Source organism: Pseudomonas sp. GW822-FHT04H02 (assembly GCF_058800645.1).
Window position 1 is genome coordinate 418,872 of sequence record NZ_JBXAMM010000006.1, and the last position, 17,375, is coordinate 436,246.

15 protein-coding genes are annotated in these 17,375 nt (G+C 63.6%); 4 read left to right on the forward strand and 11 right to left on the reverse strand.

All coding sequences use genetic code 11. The features are described from left to right. Positions 1 to 57: 57 nt before the first annotated feature. Positions 58 to 1,140 (reverse strand): BMP family ABC transporter substrate-binding protein, encoded by a 1,083-nt coding sequence (locus AC1RMG_RS26530; protein ID WP_011059090.1) that lies wholly within the window; start codon positions 1,138 to 1,140, stop codon positions 58 to 60. A 324-nt stretch (positions 1,141 to 1,464) separates the two neighbouring features. On the opposite strand from AC1RMG_RS26530, the gene AC1RMG_RS26535 reads away from it, so the two are divergent. Further along, positions 1,465 to 2,553: a calcium:cation antiporter gene (locus tag AC1RMG_RS26535; protein WP_011059091.1), complete on the forward strand. Its 1,089-nt coding sequence runs from the start codon at positions 1,465 to 1,467 to the stop codon at positions 2,551 to 2,553. Here the strand turns inward: AC1RMG_RS26535 and AC1RMG_RS26540 are convergent. From AC1RMG_RS26540 to AC1RMG_RS26550, 3 genes are all read right to left on the reverse strand, one after another. Then, entirely contained in the window at positions 2,550 to 3,470 is a 921-nt protein-coding gene (locus AC1RMG_RS26540) for a formylglycine-generating enzyme family protein (protein ID WP_019095709.1), read from the reverse strand. The genes AC1RMG_RS26535 and AC1RMG_RS26540 overlap by 4 nt on opposite strands. A gap of 199 nt (positions 3,471 to 3,669) precedes the next feature. Next, a complete protein-coding gene (locus AC1RMG_RS26545; protein WP_194237374.1) occupies positions 3,670 to 5,028 on the reverse strand; it encodes an 8-oxoguanine deaminase in 1,359 nt (452 codons plus the stop codon). A 192-nt stretch (positions 5,029 to 5,220) separates the two neighbouring features. Beyond that, positions 5,221 to 5,904 (reverse strand): SDR family oxidoreductase, encoded by a 684-nt coding sequence (locus tag AC1RMG_RS26550; RefSeq protein WP_493170602.1) that lies wholly within the window; start codon positions 5,902 to 5,904, stop codon positions 5,221 to 5,223. Between the two features lie 162 nt (positions 5,905 to 6,066). Here AC1RMG_RS26550 and AC1RMG_RS26555 point away from each other — a divergent pair, with 162 nt between their 5' ends. Further along, a complete protein-coding gene (locus AC1RMG_RS26555) occupies positions 6,067 to 6,219 on the forward strand; it encodes a hypothetical protein (protein WP_370058592.1) in 153 nt (50 codons plus the stop codon). Here AC1RMG_RS26555 and AC1RMG_RS26560 read toward each other — a convergent pair. The 7 genes from AC1RMG_RS26560 to AC1RMG_RS26590 form a co-directional block, all read right to left on the reverse strand. Beyond that, positions 6,216 to 7,142, reverse strand: a complete 927-nt coding sequence (locus AC1RMG_RS26560; RefSeq protein ID WP_072444011.1) for an ABC transporter permease — start codon at positions 7,140 to 7,142, stop codon at positions 6,216 to 6,218. The genes AC1RMG_RS26555 and AC1RMG_RS26560 overlap by 4 nt on opposite strands. Beyond that, on the reverse strand, positions 7,142 to 8,248 hold the full coding sequence (locus AC1RMG_RS26565; RefSeq protein ID WP_053156213.1) for an ABC transporter permease: 1,107 nt from the start codon (positions 8,246 to 8,248) through the stop codon (positions 7,142 to 7,144). Before AC1RMG_RS26565 ends, AC1RMG_RS26560 begins: the two co-directional genes overlap by 1 nt. Before the next feature lie 11 nt (positions 8,249 to 8,259). Further along, positions 8,260 to 9,825: an ABC transporter ATP-binding protein gene (locus tag AC1RMG_RS26570; protein WP_125062412.1), complete on the reverse strand. Its 1,566-nt coding sequence runs from the start codon at positions 9,823 to 9,825 to the stop codon at positions 8,260 to 8,262. 533 nt (positions 9,826 to 10,358) lie between these two features. Then, positions 10,359 to 10,940 (reverse strand): IMPACT family protein, encoded by a 582-nt coding sequence (locus AC1RMG_RS26575; protein ID WP_019092788.1) that lies wholly within the window; start codon positions 10,938 to 10,940, stop codon positions 10,359 to 10,361. 5 nt (positions 10,941 to 10,945) lie between these two features. Continuing rightward, positions 10,946 to 11,614 carry a TetR/AcrR family transcriptional regulator gene (locus AC1RMG_RS26580; RefSeq protein ID WP_011059099.1) on the reverse strand — a complete coding sequence of 223 codons (669 nt, stop codon included), beginning with the start codon at positions 11,612 to 11,614 and terminating at the stop codon, positions 10,946 to 10,948. Positions 11,615 to 11,701: 87 nt separating this feature from the next. Further along, complete coding sequence (locus tag AC1RMG_RS26585; RefSeq protein WP_493170606.1) at positions 11,702 to 13,096, reverse strand: uracil-xanthine permease family protein; 1,395 nt, start codon at positions 13,094 to 13,096, stop codon at positions 11,702 to 11,704. A 130-nt stretch (positions 13,097 to 13,226) separates the two neighbouring features. Next, a complete protein-coding gene (locus AC1RMG_RS26590) occupies positions 13,227 to 14,147 on the reverse strand; it encodes a LysR family transcriptional regulator (RefSeq protein WP_011059101.1) in 921 nt (306 codons plus the stop codon). A gap of 125 nt (positions 14,148 to 14,272) precedes the next feature. Between AC1RMG_RS26590 and aptA the strand changes: the two genes are divergently transcribed. Both aptA and AC1RMG_RS26600 read left to right on the forward strand, forming a co-directional pair. Continuing rightward, complete coding sequence (gene aptA, locus AC1RMG_RS26595; RefSeq protein WP_011059102.1) at positions 14,273 to 15,622, forward strand: omega-aminotransferase AptA; 1,350 nt, start codon at positions 14,273 to 14,275, stop codon at positions 15,620 to 15,622. 73 nt (positions 15,623 to 15,695) lie between these two features. Further along, on the forward strand, positions 15,696 to 17,189 hold the full coding sequence (locus tag AC1RMG_RS26600) for a CoA-acylating methylmalonate-semialdehyde dehydrogenase (protein WP_011059103.1): 1,494 nt from the start codon (positions 15,696 to 15,698) through the stop codon (positions 17,187 to 17,189). Positions 17,190 to 17,375 lie beyond the last annotated feature (186 nt).

Below are 17,375 nucleotides of genomic sequence, written 5' to 3' on the forward strand. Positions count from 1 at the left end.
TCCCATCCTGTTGGCGGTCCGTCGTCGCTGGCGGATGCTCCGACAGCGACGACCAGATTATTTGGGGATGTCCGCCTTCAGGCCTTCGACGTAGTAGTTCATCGAGGCCAGTTCGGCATTGCTGGCGCTGACCCCCGCGGCGATTTTTTCGACCCCGGCCTGGTCCTTGATCGGGCCGGTGAACGGGTGGAACTCGCCGCTCTTGATGCTGGCGATGATCTGTTCGGCCTCGGTTTTCACCGGGGCCGGCAGCAGGTCGCTGAGGGGCAGTTCAACCGTACCCTCTTTCAGCCCACCCCAGTAGTCCTGGGGTTTCCAACTGTGGTCCATCACCCCCTGGGTGGCCTGGATGTAGTGCGGGCCCCAGTTGTTGACGATGGAGGTCAGCACCGCCTTGGGGCCGAAGTGGGCCATGTCCGAGGCATAGCCCACCGCGTACACGCCACGCCGTTCCGCGGCCTGGATCGGCGCCGGGCTGTCGGTGTGCTGGAAGATCACGTCGGCGCCCTGGTCGATCAGGGCATTGGCGGCGTCGGCTTCCTTGCCCGGATCGAACCAGGAGTTGACCCACACCACCTTGATCTCGGTGCCCGGGTTGTACTTGTTCAGGGCCAACTGGATGGCGTTGATGTCGCGGATCACCTCCGGAATGGGGAAGGAGGCGACGTAGCCGATCTTCTTGCTCTTGGTCATCTTCGCCGCGAGGAAACCACCCACATAGCGGCCCTCGTAGGTGCGCGCCAGGTAGGTGCCGAGGTTCTTGTCCTGCTTGTAGCCGGTGGCGTGTTCGAAGGTCACCTTGGGGAACTGCCTGGCGACCTTCAGCGTGGGGTTCATGTAGCCGAAGGAGGTGGTGAAGATCAGGTCGTAGTTGTCCTTGGCCATGTTGCGGATCACCCGCTCGGCGTCGGCGCCTTCGGCTACGTTCTCCACGTAGTTGGTCTTGATCTGGTCGCCGAATTTTTCCACCAGGGCCTTGCGCCCCTGTTCATGCTGATAGGTCCAGCCGTGATCGCCTATGGGGCCGATGTAGACGAAACCGACCTTCAGCGGATCGGCGGCGCTGGCGGTAAGGCTGGCACTCAGGCCGATGGCGGCGGCCAGGGTGCAGAGCAACTTGTGCAACGGGCGTGTATGCATGAATGGGAGCTCCATCTTGTTGTGGGGGGCTGGGGCGGCAAGCACTGGAGGGCAATGCAAATAGCTGACCAACAGGACAACAAAGATGGCCGTTGCGCCGGCGAGGCGGTTTCTACGGGGGCTTTGGGGCGCACTTTTCGCTGGCAAGCCAGCTTCTACGGGGCTGGAATGCAGGAGGCCGCTTGCCGGCGAAGGGCTGTTCAAGAACCAACCCGGTGCGCGGCGCCTGGGGCTGGTGCACTAACATGTAACGAAACGTTAGTGACTTGGTGCAGTCTTTCAGTCATCTCCTGTACTCGTTTTTATTCCCGTCAAAGGACTGCAATGCTCAATTCCCTCAAGCAAGAAAAGTTTCTACTGCTTGCGCTGCTGGCCGCCGTGGCTGCCTATCCGCTTGAACACCTGTTGCTGGGCAGTGGCCAGGGCATCGCCCTGGGCGCCGGGCTGGTGCTGATCGGCTTTATCGTCATGGCTTCGATGCGCGTCGCCCACCACGCTGAACTGCTGGCGGAAAAGGTCGGCGACCCCTACGGCACCATGATCCTGACCCTGGCCGCGGTGCTGGTGGAAGTGGTGATCCTGGCGATCATGATGAGCAACGAAGCCTCGCCGACCCTGGTGCGCGACACCATCTACTCGGCGGTGATGCTGGACATCAACGGCATCCTCGGCCTGGCCGCGCTGATGGGCGGCATCAAGCATGGCGAGCAGCCCTACAACGACGACTCGGCGCGCACCTACAGCGTGATGATCCTCACCGCCATGGGCGTGTCGATGGTGGTGCCGGAGTTCATCCCCGAGGCCGACTGGAAGGTCTACTCGGCCTTCACCATCGGCGCCATGGTGGTGCTCTATACCCTGTTCCTGCGCATGCAGGTCGGGCCGCACAGCTATTTCTTCAGCTACAGCTACCCGGAAAAACGCCGCAATAAAGAGGCCCAGGAACAGCCCCATGCCATCAACCTGGCCTGGAGCATCGGCATCCTGGTGTTCGGGGTGGTGGTAATCGGCGCCCTGGCCGAGGTGATGTCCAAGACCCTGGACCTGGGCCTGGAAGGCACGGGCGCACCGCCGGTGATCACGGCGATCCTGGTGGCGGCGATTTCCGCCGCGCCGGAGATTCTCACCGCCCTGCGCGCCGCCCTGGCCAACCGCATGCAGTCGGTGGTCAACGTGGCCCTGGGCGCTTCCCTGTCGACGGTGATCCTCACGGTGCCGGTGATGGAGGCCATGGCCTTGTACACCGGCCAGCCCTTCCAGATGGCCATGACTCCGGTGCAGACGGTGATGGTGTTCATCACCCTGATCGTCAGCGCGATCAACCTCAACGACGGTGAAACCAATGCCATAGAAGGCATGACTCACTTCGTGCTGTTTGCGACCTTCATCATGCTGTCGCTGCTCGGTCTTTAAAGGGGTTGCGCCGACTGGATAGCGCAGCGAAAGCTGACCCCGGGGGCATTCCAGGCCGCGAGTGCGCCCCAACGCCAACGGCGGACGGTGCTGGCCGAAGGAGAAAAGGTCGGGTCGTTGGCAAACTTGTTGTTGGCGCCCCGTTGCGCTCGATAAATGCCTGTTTCAGGCCCTTGCGGGTTCTCCACGGGAGATTCGCGGTAGTAGTGTTTGTCGTACCAGTCGTTGACCCATTCACTGGCATTGCCGGTGAGGTTGTAGAGGCCCAGCGGGTTAGGCACAAACCTGTCCACGGCGAAGGTTTCGTTGTCGTCAGGCGCCGGAAAGTTGCGGCCATAGTCCAGATTGCCGTTGTCGGTCGCGAACATCACCGGCTGGCCACGGTTGCGCGCCGCATATTCCCATTGGGCCTCGGTCGGAAGATCCACGGCATAGCCGCTGAGGTCTGCCAGCCAGCCACAGTAATCCTTGGCCTCTTGCCATTTTCGAGACGCCGGGGCGGGCAGGTTTTCCTGGTAGAGGTGTTTCATGTCGGCGCGGTTGCGCAGTGCCGCGTCGAATTGCGGCCGGCCTTGCGCCAGGAAGAACAGATCGAAATCGCCCAAGGTGGTTTGTAGCGAGGACAGGTAGTAGCTGCTCAACTTGACCGGGTGAACGAAGTCGTCATCGATGTCGAGGCTGATCCGTTCCATGTTTGCCGGGTCCACGCCACAGGGCCATTGGCACAAGGCCTGTGGGTCGAAGCCACGGGGCCAGCCGAAATCCCCCATCTGGAATTCGCCACCTTCAATCAGCACCATGTTGTCCATCGAACGCACGACGGTGTTGAGCACCGCATCGCGGACTTGCGGGGACAGGTCCGGGTATCTGCGGCTGATGGTCGAAGCAATGTCTGCAACTTTTTCAGGTGACAGCACTTTGCTGGCGGGGCCTGCAACCTCCTGTTTCCCACAGCCCGAAATCAGCAGTGCGACGCAGAGCGCCAGTCCGTGCTTTTGTTTCACGTAATGTCCCTATAACGGTTCGGATGAGGGCGGCAAACTAACATGTTTCCTCCCTCTGATACCGTTCAACGCACAGGCGAGGGATACGCTCCCTCGCCGTGGGCGCCAAAGATCAGGTGCCGGCGATCAGTTGCCGGGCCGCCTGGCTGTGATCGGCGATCAGGTTTTTCAGATCCAGCCCTTCGACCTGGCCATCAATCACCCGCCACTTGCCGCCAATCATGACCCGGTCCGCTCGATCCGCGGCGCACAACAGCAGCGCTGAAACCGGATCATGGCTACCCGAGAAACGCAGTTCATCGAGCTTGAACAACGCCAGGTCTGCCTGCTTGCCTACCGCCAGTTCGCCGATGTCGGTACGGCCCAACAGGCTTGCCGACCCCTGGGTCGCCCAGCCCAGTACACGCTCCGGGGTGATCTTTTCGGCGCCGTAACGCAGGCGCTGGATGTACAGCGCCTGCCGCGCTTCGAGGATCATGTTCGAGGCGTCATTGGACGCCGAACCGTCCACGCCCAAGCCGAACAGCGCCCCTGCATCGGTCAGCTCGATGCTGGGGCAGATGCCGGACGCCAGGCGCATGTTCGAACTCGGGCAATGGCAGATGCCGGTACCGGCCTGGCCGAGGCGGGCGATCTCATCCGGGTTGAAGTGGATGCCGTGGGCCAGCCAGGTACGCGGACCAAGCCAGCCGACGCTGTCCAGATAATCCACCGTGCGCAGGCCGAAACGCTGCAGGCAGAAGTCTTCTTCGTCGAGGGTCTCGGCCAGGTGAGTGTGCAGGCGCACATCGAGCCCGTTGGCCAGTTCGGCGCTGGCCGACATGATTTCCGGGGTCACCGAGAACGGCGAGCACGGTGCCAGGGCGATCTGGATCTGCGCACCGTCGCCACGCTCGTGGTACTCGTGAATCAGGCGCTGACTGTCGTCGAGAATCACCTGGCCTTCCTGCACAGTCTGTTGCGGTGGCAGGCCGCCGTCCTTTTCGCCAAGGCTCATCGAGCCGCGGGTGAGCATGGCGCGCATGCCCAGTTCACGCACGGTTTCGACTTGCACGTCGATGGCGTTTTCCAGGCCGTCCGGGAACAGATAGTGATGGTCGGCGGCGGTGGTGCAGCCGGAGAGCAGCAGTTCGGCCAGTGCCACTTTGGTCGCCAGGGCGAGTTTTTCCGGGGTCAGCCGGGCCCAGACCGGGTACAGGGTCTTGAGCCAGGGGAACAGCGGCTGGTTGACCACCGGCGCCCAGGCGCGGGTCAGGGTTTGATAGAAGTGATGGTGGGTGTTGATCAGGCCCGGCAGCAGCACGTGCTCGCGGGCATCGAAGACCTGCTGGCAGGGGCTTGCAGGTTGCTGGCCGAGGCCCAGCACTTCAACGATCAGGCCGTCTTGCAGCACCAGGCCGCCACGGGCGTCGAGGGCATTGCCGGTGAAGATGGCCAGGGGATTTTTTAACCAGGTACGGATCGCAGGCATGGTTGCCGGCTCCTCTGAAAGTGGGTTCAGGTTAGCCAGCTCAGTGATGCCCTGTCTGCTGATCCAGGGTCGCCGCAAGGGGCGAGGTGCGCAGTCTAGCGAAAGATTTGCCGGGGGACAAAACTTGCATTTTGCCCCCCGTTCCAGAGCCTTCGCTGGCCTGTGCAAGGGCTGCCCGGGGCAGCCGCGGCCTTACCAGGGGATGGTTTCGCCTTTGTAGTTGACGAAGTGATGACCGCCCTTGCCGGTGTAGGCATTGACCTGGGCGATCAGCCCGCGGGTGCTGGTCTGCACATCGATATCGGCGCCTTCGCCGCCCATGTCGGTCTTCACCCAGCCCGGGTGCAGCGAAAGCACGGTGAGCTTCTGCCCCAACTGGGTCACGAAGCTGTTGGTCATGGAGTTCAGTGCGGCCTTGCTGGCCTTGTACAGGGCCAGCTCCGGCGCGTCGGGCATGGTCACGCTGCCCAGCACCGAACTCATGAACGCCAGCACGCCGCTGTCCTTGCGGATCTGCCCGACAAAGCGCTGGGCCAGGTTGATCGGCGCCACGGCGTTGGTGAAGAACAGCTGGCCGACTTCGGCCAGGGTCGCCTGCCCCGGCAACTGGTTGTCCGGGCCCTTGACCCCGGCGTTGACGAACAGCAGGTCGAACACCTGGTTCTTGAGCTTCTGGCTCAGGGCAATCACCGCTTGCTGATCGTCCATGTCCAGTTGCTCGATCTGCACCTTGCCCAGGGCTTGCAGCGCCTCGGCCTTGTGCGGGTTGCGCACGGTGGCGGTGACCTGCCAGCCGTCTTCCAGCAGGCGCTGGACCAGGCCGAGGCCCAGGCCCCGGGAGGCGCCGATGATCAGTGCGGTTTTTGCCGTGGACATGATGAGGTTCCTTGATAAGTGAGGATCACGGATTCAATGGACAGGCTTGCCCCAGTCGCAGTTGCAGCACGGGGCGCAACTGGCCCGGTTCTCCGATGTGCAAGCATGGGGCTCGAAAGGGCTGACCCTGAAGCATACTCCAGGCTTTGGCCTGCGCGCTCCTTGAATCGATGGAGCGACATCTATGTGGACCACGCCCTGGCCCACGCAGCCACGGCATTGATCGGGGTGATCCTGTTCTTCGAGCTGGCCTGGTGCGTGGCCCAGTTGCAGCCGGTGCGAGCGGCTGCCGGTAAGGCCCCGGCAGCCATCTAGTGTCCCGACTGCCACGGCTGGCCGAGGGACACCGGTGCATACAGCCGGGTGCGCAAGGCATCCCGGGATAGCAGCACCAGCACCAGGATGGTCGCGGCATAGGGCAGCATCGCCAGCAGGTTGGAAGGAATCGCCAGGCCCAGGCCCTGGGCCACCAGGTGCAGGATGCTCGCCAGGCCGAACAGGTAGGCGCCGAGCAGCAGCCGCCACACCCGCCAGCTGGCGAATACCACCAGCGCCAGGGCGATCCAGCCGCGTCCGGCGCTCATGTTCTCGGCCCACATCGGGGTGTAGGCCAGGGACAGGTAGGCCCCGGCCAGCCCCGCCATGGCGCCGCCGAACAGCACCGCGAGCGCGCGCACCCGCAGTACCGGCAGGCCCATGGCGCTGGCGGCGTCGGGGTTCTCGCCGACAGCCTGGATGATCAGGCCGACCCGGCTTTTGAGAACCACCCAGGCCACCAGGGCGAACAGGGTGAAGGACAGGTACACCAGCAAATCCTGGGCGAACAGCATGCGACCGATCAGCGGGATCTCACTCAGCAGCGGCAGCGCCAGCGGTTCGAAGCCGGCCAGGGGCTTGCCGACCCAGGCCGCGCCGACAAAGCTCGACAGGCCGACCCCGAAGATCGTCAGCGCCAGCCCGGTAGCCACCTGGTTGGCGGTGAACACCAGGGCCACCAGGGCGAACAGCGCCGCCAGCAGCATTCCGGCGGCCATCGCCAGCAGCACCCCGAGCCACAAATGGCCGCTGTTGAGGGCGACGATAAAACCTATCACCGCGCCGAACAGCATCATGCCTTCCTGCCCCAGGTTGAGGACGCCGCTCTTTTCACAGATCAGTTCCCCCAGGGCCACCAGCAGCAGGGGGGTGCCGCAGCGGACCATGGCGTAGAGAATATTGCTCAGCAGATCGATATCCATCACAGGGCTCCGGCGGTAGCAGTGGCGCTGGCGTTGCGGCGCATCCAACGCAGGTTCAGGCGCGGGCGATAGAGAATCAGCACGTCGCTGGCCAGGAGGAAGAACAGCATCATTCCCTGGAACAGCTGGGTGATGGCCTGGGGCAGGTTGAGGCTCATCTGCGCGCTCTCGCCACCGATGTACAGCAACGCCATCAGCAGGCTGGAAAACACAATGCCGATGGGGTTCAGGCGGCCGAGAAAAGCCACGGTAATGGCCGCGTAGCCGTAGCCGGGAGACACCTGGGGCACCAGTTGGCCGATGGGGCCGGCGACTTCGCAGACCCCGGCCAGCCCTGCCAGCGCACCGCTGGTCAACAGCGCCAGCCAGACCAGGCGCTTCTGGCGAAAGCCGACGAAGCCGGCGGCACGCTGGTCCAGGCCGAGCACCCTGATCTGGAAGCCGACAAAGCTTTTCTGCAGCAGCACCCAGACCGCCACCAGGGCCAGCAGGGCGAAGTACACCCCGGCGTGGACCCGGCCGTCTTCCATCAGCAGCGGCAGGCGGCTGGCGTCGCCGAACATCGCCGACTCGGGAAAGTTGAACCCGGCGGGGTCTTTCAACGGGCCATGCACGCAGTACAGCAACAGGTTCAGGGCGATGTAGTTGAGCATGATGCTGGTGAGGATTTCATTGGCGTTGAAGCGGGTGCGCAACCAGGCGGTGAGCCCGGCCCAGGCAGCCCCGGCCAGGGTTCCGGCAAGCAGGATCAGCACCAGCGCCCAGCGGCTTTGCAGTTCGATGAGATTGACCGCCAGGGCGCTACCGACCAGGGCCCCGAGCAGCAATTGGCCCTCGGCGCCGATGTTCCACACCCGCGCCTGGTAGGCCACCGCCAGGCCCAGGGCACAGAGCAGGATAGGTAGCGCCTTGACCAGCAGTTCGGACACGCCATACAAGTCGCTGACCGGGGCGATCAGCAGGGTGTGCAAGGTCAGCCAGGGGTCATGCCCCAGGGTCATGAACAGCAGGGAACCGCAGCCCAGGGTCAGCAGCGCCGCCAGCAGTGGCGAGCACCAGAGCATCAGCCGCGACTGGCGGCCACGGGGTTCGAGTGAAAGCAGCATGGACAGCTCCGTTAAATCGCCAGGGCAGCGGGTGAGGGCAGGGAATCGGCGTGGCCGGCCATCCAGCCGCCAACCTCCACCAGCGAGGTGTCGGCGCAGGCCTTGAGGGGCGATAGGCGTCCAGCGCACAGGGCCGCGAGGCGGTCGCTGATCTGGAACAGCTCGTCCAGGTCTTCGGAGATCACCAGGATCGCCGCGCCGGCATCGCGCAAGGCGATCAGTGCCCGGTGGATAGTGGCGGCGGCCCCTACATCCACGCCCCAGGTCGGGTGCGCAGCGATCAGCAGGCGAGGCTGCTGGAGAATCTCGCGGCCCAGGATGAATTTCTGCAGGTTGCCGCCGGACAGGCTGCGGGCCGGGCTCTGGGAACCGGCGCTCTTGACCCCGAAACGCTGGATGATGCGCTCGGCCAGTTCCCGCACCTTGCGTCGCTGGATCAGCCCGTGGCGCACCAGGCCCTGTTGAAAGGCGCTGAGCAGGGCGTTGTCCTCCAGGCTCAGTTCCGGCACCGCGCCGTGGCCCAGGCGTTCGGCGGGAACGAAAGCCAGGCCGCGCAGGCGTCGGGCGTCGGGATACAGATGAGCCACCCCCTGGCCGGCGAAACAGATACGTTCGGCTTCGCCACGGGGCAGGCGCTGTTCACCGCTGAGCAGGGCCAGCAGTTCGTCCTGGCCATTGCCGGCGACTCCGGCGATGCCGACGATCTCGCCGCTGCGCAGGCGCAGGTCGATGTTCTTCAGTGAGCAGCCGAAAGGATCGGGGTTGTCCCAGCTGAGGTTGTCCAGGCGCAGGAAGTCGTTCGTGCCGCGGGCTTTCGGGTAGTCGGTGATCATCGCTGCCGCGTCCCCCACCATCAGCCGCGCCAGCTCGCGATCCGAGCACTGCGCCGGCCTGCAGTGCCCGGCCACCCGGCCCGCGCGCAGCACCGTGGCGCTGTGGCACAGGGCGCGCACCTCGGCGAGCTTGTGGCTGATGAACAGGATGCTGCAGCCTTCGTCGGCCAGCCGGCGCAGGGTGACGAACAGGTCGTCGGCCTCCTGCGGGGTCAGGACCGAGGTCGGCTCGTCGAGGATCAGCAGGCGGATGTCCTGCATCAGGCAGCGGACGATTTCCACCCGCTGGCGTTCGCCGATGGACAGGCTGTGCACCAGGCGCTGGGGTTCGAGGGCCATGCCGTAACGCTGGGAAACCTCGCGGATTCTGCCTTCCAGCTGGCTCGGCGTACCGGTGCCGGCGCCCATGGCCAGGGCAATGTTCTGCGCCACGCTGAGGGTTTCGAACAGCGAGAAATGCTGGAACACCATGCCGATCCCCAGGCTGCGTGCCTGGGCCGGGTTGTCGATGAGCTGGCGTCGTCCTTGCCAGAGCAGTTCCCCCGAATCGGCCTGGACCACCCCGTAGATGATCTTCATCAAGGTGCTTTTGCCGGCGCCGTTTTCGCCCAGCAACGCATGGATTTCACCCGCAGCGATGTTCAGGTCGATGGCGTCGTTGGCCAGGCAGCCGGGATAGCGTTTGCTGATCCGGCGCAGTTGCAGGCGTGGTGCCTGGCTGCTGGGTGCAGGGTGATTGGACATGACAGGCTCGGCTTCTGGGAGTTGTGCCTGTGGATAAAGCAATTTCCTGGCCAGTGGGTCAGGAAAGCCGGTGGAGCGCTCCCGGGCGGCATCCTGCCTGGCTGACAGGACCAGGGTCCTGGCACCACTTCGGGGCAAGGTGTTTGAAAAGGCGCTGTTTTTGTCCCCAGGCCGTTGCGCAGAAAATGATCAGTTGCCTGCAGACCCTGCGCAATCAGGGGCTGGAGCAGCCTTGCACGGGTTATCCACAGCTTGCTCCACAGTAATTGTGTGCAAGAGCGGCGCTTGGGCATCAGCACCACTGGCTTGCCCGTGAACTGCGATAAACCGGCTTAAGTTGCTGTTTCGCTGTGGAAAAAAGCTTCCTGGGGACGCTTTGGACAAAAAATGAACAAAGCCCGCAAAGCCACGTTGCAGAAGGGTTACAGCGCTATGTGCTCAGCTTATCCACAGTCGGGTGCACAGTAGATGTGGGCAAGTGCCCGGGGCCCTTGCGGGTTATGCACAGGGTGGTCCGGGCCGGGTTGGTGCCTTCAGCGCTGCAAAAGGATGCGCCCGCGGCTGAGGTCCGCCAGCTGTTGCTGCAGGGTATCGATCTGCTCTTCGCCCAGGGCCAGTTGCAGCTCTACGCCGTTGGCGGTGAAGTCTTCCTGGACCAGCAGCCCACCCAGTTCGGCAACCCGCAGCTTGACCAGCGCCAGTTCGCTGAAGCTGCAGGCGCAACGCAGCGGTACGCGGTTGACCAGGGCGATGCGCTCGGCGCCTTGCAGGCACTTGTTGGCGCCGCCGCCATAGGCCCGGGCCAGGCCGCCGGTGCCCAGCTGGATGCCGCCGTACCAACGGATCACCAGCACCGCCACCTGGTCGCAGTCCTGGGCCTCGATGGCCGCGAGGATCGGTCGCCCGGCGGTGCCGCCGGGTTCACCGTCGTCGTTGCTGCGGTACTGGTCGGCGAGTTTCCACGCCCAGCAGTTATGCGAAGCGTTGAGGTCGCTGTACTGCTGGATGAAGGCTTGGGCCTCGGCCGCGCTGCTGATGGGCGCGGCAAAGGTGATGAAGCGGCTTTTGCGAATTTCCTCGCGGTATTCGCAAAGGCCGGCCAGGGTAAAGGGCATGGGGGTCAGTCTTTCAGTGCAGGTGTCAGGCCACAGCCTTTGAGGATGATGCGGATCAGGTTGTTGCCGGCGTCTTCCATGTCCTGCTTGGTCAGCCGGGTGCGCCCGGTGACGCGGCAGATCTGGGTGGCGAAATCGGCATAGTGCTGGGTGCTGCCCCACAGCAGGAAGATCAGGTGCACCGGGTCTACCGGGTCCATCTTGCCGGCGTCGATCCAGGCCTGGAACACCGCGGCGCGGCCCTGGAACCAGGCGCGGTAGTCCTGGCTGAAATACTCGCTCAGGCACTCGCCACCGCTGATGATCTCCATGGCGAAGATCCGCGAGGCTTGCGGCTGGCGGCGGGAGAATTCCATCTTGGCGCGGATGTAGCGGGTCAGGGCTTCGGCCGGATCATCTTCGGCGGTGAGGGTGTTGAAGGTGCTGTCCCAGAGTTCGAGGATGTTGCTCAGCACCGCGATGTACAGCCCCAGCTTGTTGGTGAAGTAGTAGTGCAGGTTGGCTTTGGGCAGGCCGGCCTTCTGCGCGATGGTGTTCATGCTGGTGCCTTTGAAACCGTGACGGGCGAACTCGTCCTCGGCGGCCTGGAGGATGGCCTCTTCATTCTTCTGCCGAATGCGGCTGGCGGGTTTGCCGGGGTGAGGAGCGCTGTGGGCGGGGACTTCAAAGGTCATGGAGGTTTCCGAGCAAGTCTGTGGGTGCAACCTGTGCGTTGATAGCGCACCCACGTGGATCAGACAAGCCTTGGCGCTACAAAAGCCTCAGTGGGCCTTGAGGGTGTCGTTTTCCGGAATCGGATTTGCGTCATTCGCCGCGCCCTTGCTTTCCGGCAACAGCAGGCTCATCAGCAAGGCGGTGAGGCCGCCGCTGGTGATCGCCGAATCGAACAGGTTCTGCACCACCTTGGGCAGCAGGTGCAGCAGGTTCGGTTGCGCGGCGATGCCCAGGCCGACGCCGAACGAAGTGGCGATGATCAGCATGCTGCGCCGGTCCAGCGGGGCCTGGGCGAGGATCCGTACCCCGGCTGCGGCGACGCTGCCAAACATCACCAGGGTGGCACCGCCGAGTACCGGCTTGGGGATCTGTTGCAGCAGCGCGCCGATCAGCGGGAACAGGCCCAGGCAGAACAGGATCAGGCCGATGTACAGGCCGACGAAGCGGCTGGCCACACCGGTCAACTGAATCACCCCGTTGTTCTGGGCGAAGGTGGTGTTGGGGAAGGCGCTGAAGGTGGCGGCGATCATGCAACTGACGCCGTCCCCCAGGACCCCGCCCTTGAGCCGGCTTATATAGGAAGGGCCGCTGATGGGCTGGCGCGCCAGCATGCAGTTGGCGGTCAGATCTCCCACGGTTTCCAGGGTGCTGATCAGGTAGATCAGGGCTACGGGGATAAAGGCGCTCCAGTCGAAACTGAAGCCGTACCTGAAGGGCAGCGGCAGACTGATCAACGGCAGGTCCGGCAACGGCTGGGGCACCAGCTTGCCGCTGAACCAGGCCGCCAGGCTGCCCAGGGCCAGGCCGATGATGATGGCGCTGAGGCGCACCCACGGGGTGTTGCTGCGGTTGAGCAGAATGATGGTCAGCAGCACCAGCAGGCCCAGGCCGAGATTGCCCGGGGCGCCGAAGTCCGCGGCATTGAAGCCGCCGCCCAGGTCGGTGATGCCGACCTTGATCAGGCTGATGCCGATCAGGGTAATGACGATGCCGGTCACCAACGGGGTGATCACCCGGCGCAGTCGGCCGATAAAGCGGCTGAGGACGATCTGCACCAGCGCGCCGAAGAAACACACGCCGAAGATCATCGCCAGGATGTCTTCCGGGCTGCCGCCCCGTTGCTTGACCAGGAACCCCGCCGACAGTACGGCGCCGAGGAAGGCGAAGCTGGTGCCTTGCAGGCAGATCATGCCGGCCCCGATGCCCCAGGGGCGCCGGGCCTGGATAAAGGTGCCGACCCCGGAGACCATCAGCGCCATGCTGATCAGGTACGGCAGGTACGCCGAAAGGCTCAGGGCCGAACCAATCACCAGTGGTGGGGTGATGATGCCGACAAAGCTGGCCAGCACATGCTGCAGGGCCGCCAGCAGCGCGGGCAGCGGTTGCGGGCGGTCGTCGAGGCCGTAGATCAGTTCGCTGGGGCGGGAAGCATCTGGCTGCATGGCATGGAGCTCGGGCTAGGGTTCAAGGTGCCGAGGTCTTTGCAAAAAGCTGTCCAGGTGCTCAGGTTATTTTGTCTGTTTTGCGGTGCGGGCCTTTGAATACCGGGCCTTGTTGGTGAGTGGAGACGCTCTAGCGGGTTGCCGCCAGGCTCTCCAGAAAGCTTTCGAGCACCAAATGAGGGCGCCGGCCCTTGCGCGTGACCGATGCCAGGCTCAGGTCGTAGAAGCGTGACTTGGGCTTGAGGGCACGCAACCGGCCCTGCTGCACCCAGAGGCTGGCGTAGTGGTCCGGCAGGTAGCCGATGTAGCGGCCGGTGAGAATCAGGAACGCCATGCCTTCCCGGTCGGATGCGCTGGCGGTGCAATTCAGCGCCTGGTAGTGGGCCTGGATCTCGGCCGGCAGGCGAAAGGTCGGGGCGATGGCGTCCTGGTCGTTGAGGCGCTGGTCGTCCAGTTGCCGGTCATCCACATAGAACAGCGGGTGGCCCACTGCGCAGTACAGCAGCGAGCGTTCGTCATACAGCGGCTGGTATTCCAGGCCGGGCAGGGCACTGGCCTGGGGCACTACGCCGACATGCAGGCGGCCGTCGAGCACCCCTTGCTCGACTTCGTTGGGGGCGATCATGCGGATCTGGATCTGCACGTCCGGGCCACGCTCCTTCAATTGCGCCAGGGCGTGGGTGATGCGCATGTGGGGCAGGGTCACCAGGTTGTCTGTGAGGCCGATGATCAATTCGCCGCGCAGGTGGCGGTGCAGGCCGTTGACCTCGGTACGGAAGCTTTCCAGGGCACTGAGCAGCTGCAGGGTCGACTGATAGACCTCGCGGCCCTCCTCGGTCAGGGAGAACCCGGCGCGCCCGCGCTGGCACAGGCGCAGGCCGACCCGTTGCTCCAGGTCGCTCATCTGCTGGCTGATGGCCGAGCGGCCGATGCCGAGCACGGTTTCCGCGGCGGAGAAACCACCGCACTCCACCACGCTGCGAAAGATCCGCAGCAGGCGGATATCAAAGTCGCTGACTTGCGCCAGCGGGTCGGCTCGACGGCTGCTCATAGTTTAGTGGATGCCAGACTGAAGGTTATTAAAGTTGGATTTCACCGACTTTATAGCCGTGGCAACTTAGCTGCAACAACGCTTTTCATTCCTACGCCGCTTCATTGCCTTGCGAGGTTTTGCTCATGAACATGCCGGAAACCGCCCCTCAGTCCCTGGCCAGCCAGCTCAAGCTCGACGCTCACTGGATGCCCTACACCGCCAACCGCAACTTCCAGCGCGACCCGCGCCTGATCGTCGGCGCCGAAGGCAGCTGGTTGGTGGACGACAAGGGCCGCAAGATCTATGACTCGCTGTCCGGTCTGTGGACCTGCGGTGCCGGTCACTCGCGCAAGGAGATCCAGGAAGCGGTCGCCAAGCAGTTGGGCACCCTGGACTATTCCCCGGGCTTCCAATACGGCCACCCGCTGTCGTTCCAGCTGGCCGAGAAGATCACCGACCTGACCCCGGGCAACCTGAACCACGTGTTCTTCACTGACTCCGGCTCCGAGTGCGCCGATACCGCAGTGAAGATGGTGCGCGCCTACTGGCGCCTGAAAGGCCAGTCGACCAAGACCAAGATGATCGGCCGTGCCCGTGGCTACCACGGGGTGAATATCGCCGGCACCAGCCTCGGTGGCGTCAACGGCAACCGCAAGTTGTTCGGCCAGGCGATGATGGATGTCGATCACCTGCCCCATACCCTGCTGGCCAGCAACGCTTATTCCCGTGGCATGCCGGAGCAGGGCGGTATCGCTCTGGCCGATGAGCTGCTGAAACTGATCGAACTGCATGACGCTTCCAACATTGCCGCGGTCTTCGTCGAGCCTCTGGCCGGCTCCGCTGGCGTGCTGGTGCCGCCACAGGGTTACCTCAAGCGCCTGCGGGAAATCTGCGACCAGCACAACATCCTGCTGGTGTTCGACGAAGTGATCACCGGCTTCGGCCGTACCGGTGCCATGTTCGGCGCTGACAGCTTCGGCGTGACGCCGGATCTGATGTGCGTGGCCAAGCAGGTCACCAACGGCGCGATCCCCATGGGCGCGGTGATTGCCAGCTCCGAGATCTATCAGACCTTCATGAACCAGGCGACACCCGAGTACGCGGTGGAATTCCCCCACGGCTACACCTACTCGGCGCACCCGGTGGCGTGCGCTGCGGGCCTGGCGGCACTGGACCTGCTGCAGAAGGAAAACCTGGTGCAGAGCGTGGCCGAGGTTGCCCCGCATTTCGAGAATGCACTGCACGGCATCAAGGGCACGAAGAACGTGATCGACATCCGTAACTTCGGCCTGGCTGGCGCGATCCAGATTGCACCCCGTGATGGCGATGCCATCGTGCGTCCGTTCGAGGCTGGCATGGCGTTGTGGAAAGCCGGCTTCTATGTGCGCTTCGGCGGCGACACCCTGCAGTTCGGCCCAACCTTCAACAGCAAGCCGCAGGACCTCGATCGCCTGTTCGACGCGGTTGGCGAAGTGCTGAGCAAGCTCGACTGATTCGATCCTTCTTATATAGAAGCGGGCGCGAAGTGTTTCGCGCCTGCGCCTTCCCTCTTTCAGGAGTCCCCGCATGAGTCTGATTCAACACCTGATCCACGGTGAGCTGGTAAGCGACAACGGTCGCAGCGCCGACGTATTCAACCCGTCCACCGGTCAGGCGATCCATAAAGTGCCGCTGGCCAGCCGTGAAACCATCCAGCAAGCCATCGACTCGGCCAAGTCGGCATTCCCGGCCTGGCGCAATACGCCACCGGCCAAGCGCGCCCAGGTGATGTTCCGCTTCAAGCAATTGCTGGAGCAGAACGAAGCCCGTATTGCCAAACTGATCAGCGAAGAGCACGGCAAGACCCTGGAAGATGCTGCTGGCGAATTGAAGCGCGGTATCGAGAACGTGGAATACGCCTGCGCCGCGCCGGAAATCCTCAAGGGCGAGTACAGCCGTAACGTGGGCCCGAACATCGACGCCTGGTCCGACTTCCAGCCGCTGGGCGTAGTGGCCGGCATTACCCCGTTCAACTTCCCGGCCATGGTGCCGCTGTGGATGTATCCGCTGGCGATCGCCTGTGGCAACTGCTTCATCCTCAAGCCTTCTGAGCGTGATCCAAGCTCGACCCTGCTGATTGCCGAGCTGCTGCATGAAGCCGGCCTGCCCAAGGGCGTGCTGAACGTGGTGCACGGTGACAAAACTGCGGTGGACGCGCTGATCGAGGCACCGGAAGTCAAGGCGCTGAGTTTTGTCGGTTCGACGCCGATTGCCGAGTACATCTATGCCGAAGGCACCAAGCGCGGCAAGCGCGTTCAGGCTCTGGGCGGGGCGAAGAACCACGCGGTGCTGATGCCGGATGCCGATCTGGATAACGCCGTCAGTGCGTTGATGGGCGCGGCCTACGGTTCATGCGGTGAGCGGTGCATGGCGATCTCGGTAGCCGTGTGCGTGGGCGACCAGGTGGCCGATGCACTGGTGGCCAAGCTGGTGCCACAGATCAAGGCGCTGAAGATTGGTGCCGGTACTTCCTGTGGCCTGGACATGGGGCCGCTGGTTACCGCCCAGGCGCGTGACAAGGTCAGTGGTTATGTAGAAGACGGCGTGGCCGCAGGTGCGCAACTGGTGGTGGACGGTCGTGGCCTGAGCGTGGCCGGTCATGAAGACGGCTTCTTCCTCGGTGGCTGCCTGTTCGACCGCGTTACCCCGCAGATGCGCATCTATAAGGAAGAGATCTTCGGGCCGGTGCTGTGCATCGTCCGGGTCAACAGCCTGGAGGAGGCCATGCAACTGATCAACGATCACGAGTACGGCAACGGTACCTGCATCTTTACCCGTGACGGTGAAGCGGCACGTCTGTTCTGCGACGAGATCGAAGTGGGCATGGTGGGCGTCAACGTGCCGCTGCCGGTACCTGTGGCCTATCACAGCTTCGGTGGCTGGAAGCGTTCACTGTTCGGTGACCTGCATGCCTACGGTCCCGATGGTGTGCGTTTCTATACCCGTCGCAAGGCGATCACCCAGCGCTGGCCGCAACGCGCCAGCCACGAAGCCTCGCAGTTCGCCTTCCCTAGCCTGTAAGAGTGAAGCGATAAAGGCCGGCCCCTTGGGGCCGGCCTTTGCTTTTATGGGCTTTTCTGACCGATATGACAGATTTATGAAAATAACTGTTGACGGCAGATTCTACAGGTCTATAATTCGCCCCACTTCCGGCGCAGTCGAAACGGAAAACTCCTTGAGATTCAACGAGTTACGCGGTTTTCGGCA